Genomic DNA, 11,614 nt, shown 5'->3' on the forward strand with positions numbered 1-11,614 from the left:
CGGCATGGCGCGCGCGATGACGCCGTGCGCCAGCAGCGCGGCCGCAACGCGCGGGCCGACCTTTTCGCTGGCGTCGAAAAAGACCCGGTCGTCCTTGTCGCGCACCAGTTCGATCGCTGCCAGCAGTCCCTCGCCGCGCACCTCGCCGACGCAGCGCTGGCCGCCCACGGCGTCGCTGAGCGCGCCCTTGAAATAGGCACCGACGGTGCGCGCGTTCGCAACGAGGTCGAGCTCGTCAACGAGTTCGAGATTCGCCACGCCCGCTGCGGCGCACAGCGGGTGCGAGGAATAGGTCCAGCCATGGCCTATCGGTCCGTATTCGTCGGAGCCCTGCTCCAGGACGCGCCAGATTTTCTCCGAGACGATCACGCCGGACAGCGGGGCGTAGGCCGAGGTCAGGCCCTTGGCGACGGTGATGAGGTCGGCTTCGATGCCGTAATGCCCGGCGCCGAACATGCTGCCCAGCCGTCCGAAGGCGGTGATGACTTCGTCGGCAATGAGCAGGATGTCGTGCCGCTTCAGCACCGCCTGGATCTTGGGCCAGTAGCCTGCGGGAGGCGGAACGATGCCACCGGTGCCGAGCATCGGCTCGCCGATGAAGGCCGCGATGGTCTGCGGCCCCTCGGCCTGGATCAGCGCTTCCAGCCTGTCGGCGCAATGCTGCGAGAAAGCCTCCTCGCCCATGCTGCGGTCGGCGCGGCGGTAGTAGTACGGGGCCTCGGTGTGCAGGATCGGCGCCTTGGGCAGGTCGAACTGATTGTGAAAGGCCGCAAGCCCGGTCAGGCTGCCGGTCATCACGCCCGAGCCGTGGTAGCCACGCCAGCGCGAGATGATTTTTTTCTTCTCCGGCCGCCCGAGGACATTGTTGAAATACCAGACCAGCTTGAGGTTGGTCTCGTTCGCGTCCGAGCCGGAGAGGCCGAAGAAGACCCGGCTCATCCCCGCCGGCGCGCGCTCGATGATCATTTTGGCGAGCCGGATCGAGGGCTCCGTGCCGTGGCCGGCGTAGGCGTGGTAGTAGGGCAGCGTGGCCGCCTGCCTGGCGATCGCTTCGGCAATCGATTTGCGGCCGTAGCCGACGTTCACGCAGTAGAGCCCGGCGAAGGCGTCGAGGCTGCGCCGGCCCTCCCGATCGACGATGTACACGCCCTCGGCGCCGACGATGACGCGGTTCGGCGTCTCGCCGCGCGCATGCTGCGCCATATGGGTCGAGGGGTGAAAGAGATGGTCGCGGTCCCAGGCGCCCAGTTCATTCGCGGCGGGTTCGGTTGGATCAAGCATGGTGGGGGTCTCCGTTGGAAAGCGTGTGCTCGCGCTGCAGGTCGAGGCAGATGTATTTCAAGTCGGTAAAGGCTTCGAGGCCGTGGCGCGAGCCCTCGCGGCCGATCCCGGATTGCTTCATCCCGCCAAAAGGGACGGGCGCGCCGGTCATCTTCACGCGATTGATGGCCACCATGCCGTAGTCCAGCGCATTCGCCATGCGCGCGGCGCGCGCGCCGTCGCGCGTCACGACGTAGGCGGCGAGGCCGTATTCGGTGTCGTTGGCCCGCGCGAGCACCTCGTCCTCGGTGTCGAACGGGCACAGCGCCGCGACCGGGGCGAAGGTCTCCTCGCGCATGATCAGCGCCGCGTCCGGAACGTCGGCGAGAACGGTCGGCGCAAGAAACAGCGGACCCGGAACGGCGCGCTGCGGCGTGAGCTGGCGTGCGCCGCGCTGCAGGGCGTCGGCGATCTGCGCCTGCGCCTTGCGCTTCACGCCGGCGTGCATCAGCGGGCCGATATCCACGGCCTCGTCCAGCCCTTCGCCGACGCGCAAACCGGCGGCCCTGTGGGCAAAGGCCGTGCAAAAGCGCGCGTAGAGGCGCCGCTGTACGTAGATGCGGTTGGCCGCGAGGCAGTCCTGCCCCGAAGTGGCAAATTTCGCTTCGAGCGCAATGTCCACGGCGCGCCCGAGGTCGGCGTCGTCAAAGACGATCAGCGGCGCGTGGCCACCGAGTTCCATGACCACGCGCTTCATGCTCGAGGCCGCAGCACGGGCGACGATGCGCCCGATCTCGGTGGATCCCGTGAAGCTGATGGCGCGCACGCGCCCGTCGCTGCAATAGGTCTCGGCAATCGGACCCGCGTCGCCCGTGACGACGTTGAACACGCCGGGCGGCAGGCCCGCGCGCCCGGCGAGTTCGGCCAGCGCCAGGGCCGACAGCGGCGTATGCGAGGAAGGGTGCGACACCAGCGTACAGCCGGCCGCCAGCGCCGCAGCCGCCTTGCGCGTGAGCAGGGCGCACGGGAAGTTCCAGGGGGTGAGCAGCGCGGCCACGCCAACGGGTTCGCGCTGGAGCCACATGCGCGCGTCCGGCAAATGGCTGGTCACGCCCTCGACGTTCACGCGCAGCGCCTCGTCGGCGTAATACGCGATAAAGGACGCAGCGTAGGCGACCTCGCCACGCGCCTGCGCAAGCGGCTTGCCCTGTTCGAGCGTGATCAGCAGCGCCAAATCCTCGCGCGCCGACTGCACTTGCGCATGCCACTGGCGCAGCAGCTCGGACCGCGCCGCGGGCAGCATGCCCTTCCACTCCGGCAGGGCGCCGGACGCAGCGTCGATGGCCCGGCGCGCGTCGGCCGCGCCAAGCGCATCAACGCGCGCCAACAACATGCCGCTCGCCGGGTCGGTGACGGCAAATTTCTCCCCTCCCCCAGCGCTCCAGCGCCCGCCGATATAAGCGCACTCCCTGAGCAGCCCGCGATCCGAAAGCCGATCCAGGGCCGGATGCAGGCCCGCTGCGGCGCTATGGGTCAGTGCATGCATGAAAACTTCTCCCTTGGCTTTGCGGGAGTCTAGGCGCGGGGTCGGCGAGAGTGCTTCTGAAACACCGTGGCGGCGCCGAAGGAATCTCGATAATGCGCCGCTTTTGCGAGAGAACGCCGGATGGGATGGGTGTGCTGGTGCATGGCATTTGCCGCTGATTCCGGCACCGACGCCAGGAACTCAATGCTTACTTGAAGGAGAGCTACCAGCGAGCAAAGCAATGGCAACAGGCGCAAAACGATTCGGCAGCAGACTCCGCCTGACGGTGCCTCGCTACTTCAGCATTTGGCGGGCCGCCTCCCTGTGGGCAGCAGCATGGCCGTGCCCGCAAGCAGAAGAATCCCGAAAGCAAGCAGCGCAATGGGCATGCCGTAGTGGTCGGCAATCAGCCCGGTAAAGACCACGGGGACGCTAAAGCCGATATAGGCCATCAGGAAATAGGCTGCACTGGCTCGGGTTCTCTCGGGGGCCGCAGCCGCCTTGGCCGTGCCGGCCAGGCCGCCCAGATAGACAAAGCCATAACAAGCGCTGCTGGCAAGCAGGGAGCCTGCGAGGACGGCGACCAAGGTGCCTGACCAGGCCCCCCACGCCAACATGGCGTAGGCAGGCAGCAGGATCAACAGGCCGATTCTTGTCGAGCGGCCGGGCTCCAGCCGTCGGGCCATGGGCTGGAACAGCAGGCCGCAGCTGATCGCCAGCATCGTGGACAGACCGGAATACATGGACAGACCATGCGTTGCCAGGGCCGACGGCAGGATGGAAATCACCAGTCCGGTGGTGGCCCAGCACAGCAAGATGGCACTGCCATACCAAAGGCCCTTGCGGGTAAAGCAGGGTAGCCGCAGCATCGACGCGGGAGCCCCTGCGCGCCGGGACGCGGTCTCGGGCAGTCGCCACACCAGACAGACGGCGAGTGCCGTGGCCGCCAGGTGCAGCGCAAAGCTCGGGGGATGCACGGTCTCCTGAAACATCAGGCAGGCGCTGGTCAGCGCCGGGCCCAGGCCGAAGCCGATGGAGGTGCTCGCGGTGACCCAATTGGCGGCGCCAGAGGTGTCTTCCGAACCGATCAACTCCATCATGTAAGCCGTTGCCGTGGCGGACATGAGCGCGGTGCCGGCGCCCAGGACGAAACGGGCCAGGGCCAACGCGGGGATATGCGGGTAAGCCAGCATCAGGCCGGTGCCGGAGGCAGACAGCAGCAGCGCAATGAGCATGACCCGCCGCCTGCCGATGCGGTCAGACAAGCCGCCGAGCGCCAGCAGGATGGGCAACACCCCCGCGACGTAGAAGGAAAAGGCGATGGTCGTGGCCATGACACCCACACCGTCGATCCGCGCGTAGGTCGCGTACAGCGGTGCCTGCAAGTTGACGCCGGCGGTGATGACGCACAGTGCAAACGCCAGGGGCACCGCGTGGCGCCGTTCATTCATGAAATAGCTCCAGTCGTTGCACAGGTACTTTGAACGCCAACTGCTGAGCCGAAGACTTGCGGCCCGCCGATGGCGACTTGCCCGTTTGGCGACAAGCAAGGCCATGCGGGGGGCCTGCCTTCTGACGATGTTCATGGCCTCACCGAGGCACTTGGGGGAGGGACCTCTGTCATGCACGGATCAAGCCCCTTCGCGCAGCTTTTTGATGGCCGACAGGGTCAGGCCGCTGACTTGCGCGATGGCCTCGTCATCGAGCAGCGGCAAAAGATTGCGCGCAACCTCCGTTCGTCCCTCGATCCGTCCCTCGGTCCGCCCTTCAGTTTGCCCCTTTGTCACGGCATCGAGCAGCACGCTTTTTTCGTTGCGCAGCGCATCGAGATACTTTTGGTAGTTCTCGATTTCGACGGCGCTATACCCTGCGAACTCGGTGAGCTTGACCGCGGCGGCGACCGGCGCGTAGGACAGAAGGTTCTCGTCGGGGACAAAGTCCGGCCTGCCGGCCTCGCGCAGAAAGCGCAGCCACAGCGCGGTCACTCGTTTTTCGACCTGCGTTTGGGGCGTGAATTTGGGCAGTTCCAGGATGACGAACTGCAAGCCTTGCAGGATATCGCCGGGGTCTGCGAGTTTGGTGATCTTGTAGTGGTGCAGCCAGCAGTCTTTCTCGTTGGCATCTTGCTTGAAAACGTCGTTGAGCACCGTGACCGAGTAGACCGGGCACAGCGATTGGTAGGGTGCGCCCGAGAAGAGTTGGTTGACGATGGCCTGCGCGCCGCCAAACAGGATGCGCGAGAAGTAGGCGTCGGTCCACAGCATCTGCATCTCGACGACGAACACCTGGCCGCTCTGGTCGTGGCATTTGACGTCGACGATGGAAAACCGCATGCCCGGGATTTGCGGCGCCTGTTCGGCGGGCAGATAGGTCAGCGTTTCGACCGGAGCGTCCAGCGGCAGAACGGCGTTGAGAAAATCCTTGAGCAGATCAGCGCGCGAGAAGATGCGCTTGAAGACCAGATCGATCTTGGGGTCGAGGTAGCTCAGATTCATGGGCGAGGACTCCGGTTGGCATGGAACACGCCGTCGGCGAGGCGTGGGCGCGCTGCGCCAACGGATCCGACGGCCCCCGACGCCGCAGTGTATTTCATGGCAGGCAATGCCTTGCATGGACCTGCCGGGTGTGCAGCACGGCACCGGCGCGCTGAACGGGAATGGCTGGATCAGGGGCTGGCCCGGACCGCTTCCACAAAAATGGTCGGCAGGTTGAGCACGCGGCGCACCGCGTCCTCTCCCACGGGGCAGCCCACGCTGTCGCGCGCGACGGGGTGCGTGACGCTGCTGAACCAGACGCCGGCGGTCATTCCCAGCCTGTCCGCGACCCAGCGCAGGTCCGCGCGCTGCTGCGGCTCGACGAGGACGGGGTAGCGCAGATACGCCGGCTGCGAATCGGGCAGCACCAGGGGCCGGCGCAGGCCCTGCTTGTCGCACCAGGCGTCCCAGTGCGCTGCGCCCGCGCGCCGCTTTTCTTGGTAGTGCGCCATCTTCGCCAACTGGTTCAGTCCCAGCGCCGCGACCGGCGCGACCATGCGCTGCGCGTAGCGTGGCACGAAGCGGCCTTCGAATTCCTCGGGCTGCATTTGCGCGAGGACTTGCTCGCCAAAGCGCCACTCGGCCCAGGCGGCGGTGAAGGGGCGCCAGCGGTGCTTGTGCACGTACCAGCCGTATTCGACCGTATTCAGCAGGCGCGCGATCTCGGCGTCGCTGGGCACTGCGGCGCGCGCGTGGATTGCGTCCATGCGCCGCGCCAGCGTGTCGTGCTGCGCGACCACGATGCCTCCGTGAATGGTGTTGATGATCTTGGAGCGCTCGCTGCTGAAGAGCGCGATGTCCCCGAAGGTGCCGAGTTTGCGGCCACGCCATTCGGCCCCGGTGGCGTGCGCGCAATCCTCTATGACCCACAGCCCCCGTGCGCGCGCCAGTTGCAGCAGGCGCTCGAAGTCCCGGTTGATCAGTCCAAAGCTGTGCTGGATCATGATCGCCTTGGTCGCGGGGCCGAGCACCTTGGACAGGGCGTCGGCGTCCATGCCGAAACTCTGGTTCTCGATGTCCGCCCAGCGCACACGCACGCCCTGGTACGTGCAGGCGTTGAGCACGCATTGGCAGGTGAATGCCGGCAGCACCACTTCGTCGCCGGCCTTCAGTTCCAGGGCCTGCACGATGGCGTACAGCGCCGCGCGCCCGCCCATGAAGGCCCAGCCGCGGCGCACTCCCAGCCAGTGGCAAAACTGGCGCGTGAATTCGTCCACCGGCGCGCGCGACTGCCATTGCCCGGGTTGCGCGCGCCAGGCGCGGGCCAGGGCCACGTCGTCCCTGTCCAGCGTCGCGCAAAGCAGCGGTTGCAGGCGCACCGGTTTGCCTTGCAGCCAGCGCCGTGTCTGCGTCCACTGGCTCCTGAGCAACTGCTTCATCGGGGGTTCCGTGGGTTCCGTAGGCGGCGCCTTATTTCTTGACGGCCTGGATGAAATAGGCAAGGGTCTCGTCGTCCACGCGCGGTGTGAACGCCAGTGTTTTCGCGCGCGTGGCCCATACCGAGGACAGCTGTACCAGCGGGATGATGGCGTAGTCCTCCTGCACCGCCTGCATTGCGCCGGACAGGAGCAGTCGGCGCCGGTCGCTGTCCATCGCGCGCATCGCCACCGAAATCGCCGCGTCCGTGCCGGGGTTGGAGTAGTTCGTGAAGTTGAACGCGCCAAAGCCCTTGGATTTGTCGTTGGTATGCGCGAGGGCTGCGAGCGTGTAGCCGGCTTCGCCGGTGAGCGAGCCCCAGCCGGCCAGCGACAGCACGTACTCGCCCCGCGCGCGGGCCGGAATGAAGACCGTGCGGGACACCGCGTTGACTTTCACGTCCAGGCCGACCTTGGCCAGCATCTGGCCGAGGGCGGAACACAGCGCGGCGTCGCCGGGCAGCCGGTCGCTGGTGCAATGCAGCGGCAGCGCGAAGCCGTCCGGATACCCCGCTTGCGCCAGCAGTTCCCGGGCTTTCTGGAGATTGGTTTGCGCTGGCGCCGGTTTCTCGATGGCGCCAAAGAACTTGTCCACGATGATTTGATTGGCCGGCTTGGCCAGGCCTTCGAGCACCGTCGCGGCGATGGTTCTGCGGTCCACCGCCAGCGACAGCGCCTCGCGCACCCGCTTGTCGCGCAGCGGATTGCTCGCCAGGGGCTTGCCCGCCTTGTCGGTGATCAGGTCGCTCTGCGCCCTGAAATCGGGGTAGAGCAAGAAGATGTAGATCGAATCGCCGTGCAGCACCGTGTAGTCGCTGTTCTTCTTGAGTTTGGCGACGTCGCCATAGGGCACGAAGTTGATCAGGTCCACGCGCCTGGACGCGAGCGCGGCCAAGCGCGCCGCGTCGTTGGAGATTTCCAGCAACTGCACGCGCTTCCAGTCGGCGGGGCCGCGCCAGTAGGAATCAAAGCGCTCGAGCAGCAACTCGGTGCGGGGCTTGAAGGACAGCAGCTTGAACGGGCCGGTCCCGATGGCCGCTTTGCCGCTGTTGAACGCAGCCACCTGGGCGTCGTCGCCAATGTGCGCCGGAACGATCATGATGCGCGCCAGATCCTGCGGCAGCGAGGGATTCGGGATGGAGGTCCGGATGCGCACCGTCAGGCTGTCGAGGACGAGCACCTCGGTGATGTTGCGCGTGTTGATCACCAGCCCGCCATTCGGTCCCGCCACCCTGGGCACCCGTTCGAGCGAGAACTTGACGTCGCGCGCGTGCAGTTCGCTGCCGTCATGGAATTTGACCTGGGGACGCAGCTTGAACTCCCAGGTGGTGTCGTCGAGCAATTTCCATGCGGTGGCCAGCGCGGGTTGTATCCGGAGCTGCTCGTCCTGCGACACCAGCGCTTCGTAGACGTTCTTGATGGCGGCGATCTGGTTGCCGATCGCCATGTAGTGCGGGTCCATGGCCTCGGGGCCGGCGCGCACGCCGATTCTGAGCTCCTGCGCATGCGCCGCGGCGGCGGCGCCGAACAGCATCGCGCCGGCCAGGGCGGCTCCCAGCACGGTTCTCGGCACGGCGTATTTCAGGACTTGCATGGGTTTTCCCCTGTTGGATGGTGAAGGATGCGGGGCCGCTCAGCCGTTGAGGTGGCAGGCCGAGAAATGCCCGGGCGCAATGCGCTGGGGCTGCGGTGTCTCCTGCTTGCAGCGGGGCAGGGCGTGCGGGCAGCGGGGATGGAATGCGCAACCGCTGGGCGGATCGAGCGGCGAAGGGATCTCGCCCTGAATCGCGCGAAAGCGCCGGCGCCGTGCATCCAGCGTGAGCATGTTGTCCAGCAGGGCCCGGGTATAGGGGTGGTTCGCGCGCGCAAAGATGTCCTCGGCCGGCGCCAGTTCCACCAGACGCCCCAGGTACATCACGGCCACCCGGTCGGACAAGTGGCGCACGACCCCCAGGTCGTGGCTCACGAAGAGGTAGGTCAGCGAAAAATCCTGGCGCAGCTGCATGAAGAGGTTCAGCACCTGCGCCTGAATGGACACGTCCAGCGCGGCCACTGCCTCGTCGCACACCAGAAACTCCGGCTGCATGGCCAGTGCCCGGGCCACGCCGATGCGCTGCCGTTGTCCGCCGGAGAACTGGTGCGGGTAACGCAGGCGGTAAGCCGGATCGATGCCCGCGCGCAGCATGCAGTCGCAGACGTAGTCCCTCAGCCCCGGCTTGTCGATCAGGCCATGCACGAACGCGCCCTCGCCGACGATGCGCTCGACCCGGTGGCGCGGATTGAGCGATGCGTAGGGGTCCTGAAAAATCATCTGCACCTGGCGCGTGCTCTTGTGCACCCGCGTGCCGCGTTGCACGGCCACGGGCTGGCCCCGGTAGAGGGCCTGGCCACTGCTGGCCAGCTGAATTCCCGCAGCCATGCGCGCCAGCGTGGACTTGCCGCAGCCCGATTCCCCCACCAGGCCCAGCACCTCGCCTTGCGCGATCTCCAGCGACACGTCGCTGACCGCGTGCACGGTCGCCGGCGGCCTGGCGCGCCCCAGCGCGGCGCCCACGCGCTGCACCAGCGTCGGCGCCGTGGCAAAGCGCTTGGAGATGTTCCTCAGTTGCAGCAGGCTCATGCGGCAGTTCCTTGCAGCGCCGGATGCCAGCACCAGAGACGGTGTCCCGCCGTTCGCTCCTGCATCGGGGGCGGCCGCGTGCATTGCGCGTCGGCGCGCGGGCAGCGTGATTGAAAGGCGCAGCCCGGCGGCAGTTCGGACAGAGAGGGGGTCATCCCCGGAATCTGGTAGAGCGGCGCGCCCTTCCTCGCGTGGCTCGACGCCGACCCGATCAAGCCCTGCGTATACGGGTGCAAGGGGGTGTCCAGCAGCGCGTCCACGCCGGCGTATTCGGCGACGCGGCCCGCGTACATCACGCAGACCCGGTCGGCCAGCCCGGCGACCACCGACAGGTCGTGCGTGATCCACAGCACCGAGACGCCTTCGTCGCGCACCAGCTGCTGCACCTCGGCCAGGATCTGGCCCTGTATGGTCACGTCCAGCGCCGTGGTCGGCTCGTCGGCAATGATCAGATCGGGCCTGTGCAGCAGCGCGATGGCGATGGCGATGCGCTGGCGCATGCCGCCCGAGAGCTCGTGCGGGTAGGCCCTCAGGCGCTCGTCCGGCGCCGCGATGCCGACTCGGATCAGGCCCGCGCGGGCGCGCTCGAGGGCCTCGCGCCGGCCCACCGCTTCGTGCACCTGGATCGCTTCGACCATCTGGGTGGCGACGCGCAGGACCGGGTTGAGGGTCATCATCGGGTCTTGAAAGACCATGGCGATCTTCAGGCCGCGCAAGGCGCGCAGCTGCTTCTCGGGGCGCCCCACCAGTTCGACCCCGTTGAGCTTGATCGAGCCTGCGACGATGCGCCCGGGAGGATCGACCAGGCCCATGATGGAAAAGCCCGTCACGCTCTTGCCCGACCCCGACTCGCCGACCATGCCCAGGATTTCGCCGCGCCCGAGCGTGAACGACACGCCATCGACCGACCGCAGCACGCCGGCGTCGGTGTGGAAGTGCGTCTTCAATCCCCGGACTTCGAGGACCGGGGTCGGCGCCGCCGCATGGAGCGCCGTGGCAGGCAGGGGCAATGGCCGGGGGGTCATTTCTTCAATCGCGGGTTCAGCGCGTCGCGCAGCTGGTCGCCCACCAGATTGATGGCGAGCATCAGGATGACCAGCGTCACGCCGGGGTAGACGCTGATCCAGGTGCGGCCACTTTGCATGTATTCGAAACCCCGGTAGATGAGCGTGCCCAGCGAGGGCTCGGTGACCGGCAGGCCCACGCCCAGAAAGGACAGCGTGGCCTCCAGCACGATGGAACTGGCAATTTGTACCGTGCCGACCACGATCAGCGGCGGCAGCACGTTCGGCAGCAAATGGCCGACGGCCACCGTGTACGGCGGCAGGGGAATGGCGGCGGCGGCCTCGATGTATTCCCTTTCCCGCTCCGAAGAAGCCGCGCCGTGCACCGTGCGCGCGAAATAGGCGTACTGCGCGGCCACCAGCGCCACGATCACCTGCAGCTTGCCCTGCCCCATCGAAGCGACCAGCACCAGGGCCAGCATCAGCGGCGGGAACGACAGCTGCAGGTCCACCACGCGCATGATGGCGCTCTCCGCCCAACCGCCGCGAAACGCCGCCAGCAGCCCGAGCATGGTTCCGAGCAGCAAGGCAATCAGCCCCGCGAGCAGCCCGATGCCCAGCGACAGGCGCGTGCCGTAGACGATGGCGCTGTAGAGGTCGCGTCCGTCCGCGTCGGTGCCCAGAACGTGCGTGTAGCCGCCCGATCCCGTGCTGCCGGGCTCCAGGCGGGCGTCGGCCAGGTTCAGTGCGGCCTGGTCGTAGGGGTCTTGCGGGCTGATCCAGGGTGCGGCGAGTGCCCCGAGCACGACCAGCACCAGCACCGCCAGGGCCACCACGGCCAGATGGCTCCGGGAGAAGTCGCGCCACAGCGCCTGGACGAGCCCGCCACCGGGGGCGGCCGGGTTCGCGCGCGGGCCGGCGCTCATCGATTCGCCCCCAGGCGGCGCATGCGCGGGTCGAGCAGGGGGTGAAGGATGTCCACCGCGGTGTTGATCAGGATGAAGAGGAACACCACCAGCAGCAGGTACGCGACGACGACCGGCTGATCCAGCGTGCGGATGGCGTCGATCACCAGCTTGCCGGTGCCCGGCCAGGAAAAGATCGATTCGGTCACCACCGAGAAGGCGATCATGTGCCCGAACTCCAGGCCCAGCACCGTCACGATGGGAATCATGATGTTGCGCATCACGTGGCGCAGCATCACTTGCAGTGGCGCAACGCCCTTGGCGCGGGCGAAGAGCACGTAGTCGGCGAGC

General features: G+C 67.1%; 10 protein-coding genes. All 10 read right to left on the reverse strand.

Annotation, left to right across the window (positions count from 1 at the left end; genetic code table 11):
- Positions 1-1,281 (reverse strand): aminotransferase class III-fold pyridoxal phosphate-dependent enzyme (locus VTU_RS0102120; RefSeq protein WP_010100271.1); only part of this gene is annotated, 1,281 nt, incomplete at its 3' end.
- The gene (locus tag VTU_RS0102125; protein ID WP_010100272.1) at positions 1,274-2,806 is read right to left on the reverse strand and encodes an NAD-dependent succinate-semialdehyde dehydrogenase; all 1,533 of its coding nucleotides are present in this window, start codon (positions 2,804-2,806) and stop codon (positions 1,274-1,276) included. The genes VTU_RS0102125 and VTU_RS0102120, both read right to left, overlap by 8 nt.
- A gap of 278 nt (positions 2,807-3,084) precedes the next feature.
- On the reverse strand, positions 3,085-4,236 hold the full coding sequence (locus tag VTU_RS0102130; protein WP_010100273.1) for an MFS transporter: 1,152 nt from the start codon (positions 4,234-4,236) through the stop codon (positions 3,085-3,087).
- A 180-nt stretch (positions 4,237-4,416) separates the two neighbouring features.
- Positions 4,417-5,280, reverse strand: coding sequence for an Rpn family recombination-promoting nuclease/putative transposase (locus VTU_RS0102135; protein ID WP_010100274.1), 864 nt, complete (start codon positions 5,278-5,280; stop codon positions 4,417-4,419).
- Between the two features lie 170 nt (positions 5,281-5,450).
- Entirely contained in the window at positions 5,451-6,698 is a 1,248-nt protein-coding gene (locus VTU_RS0102140) for an aminotransferase class I/II-fold pyridoxal phosphate-dependent enzyme (RefSeq protein WP_010100275.1), read from the reverse strand.
- 31 nt (positions 6,699-6,729) lie between these two features.
- Positions 6,730-8,328, reverse strand: a complete 1,599-nt coding sequence (locus VTU_RS0102145; protein WP_010100276.1) for an ABC transporter substrate-binding protein — start codon at positions 8,326-8,328, stop codon at positions 6,730-6,732.
- A gap of 39 nt (positions 8,329-8,367) precedes the next feature.
- On the reverse strand, positions 8,368-9,354 hold the full coding sequence (locus tag VTU_RS0102150) for an ABC transporter ATP-binding protein (RefSeq protein WP_010100278.1): 987 nt from the start codon (positions 9,352-9,354) through the stop codon (positions 8,368-8,370).
- Positions 9,351-10,379 carry an ABC transporter ATP-binding protein gene (locus VTU_RS0102155; protein WP_050809424.1) on the reverse strand — a complete coding sequence of 343 codons (1,029 nt, stop codon included), beginning with the start codon at positions 10,377-10,379 and terminating at the stop codon, positions 9,351-9,353. Before VTU_RS0102155 ends, VTU_RS0102150 begins: the two co-directional genes overlap by 4 nt.
- Positions 10,376-11,284 carry an ABC transporter permease gene (locus VTU_RS0102160; protein WP_010100282.1) on the reverse strand — a complete coding sequence of 303 codons (909 nt, stop codon included), beginning with the start codon at positions 11,282-11,284 and terminating at the stop codon, positions 10,376-10,378. The genes VTU_RS0102155 and VTU_RS0102160 overlap by 4 nt, the downstream gene beginning before the upstream one ends.
- Positions 11,281-11,614: ABC transporter permease subunit (locus tag VTU_RS0102165; protein WP_010100284.1), on the reverse strand; the 334-nt coding region annotated here is incomplete at its 5' end. The genes VTU_RS0102165 and VTU_RS0102160, both read right to left, overlap by 4 nt.

The sequence above is a fragment of the Verminephrobacter aporrectodeae subsp. tuberculatae At4 genome (assembly GCF_000193225.1).
GTDB classification, from domain to species: Bacteria; Pseudomonadota; Gammaproteobacteria; order Burkholderiales; family Burkholderiaceae_C; genus Acidovorax; species Acidovorax aporrectodeae.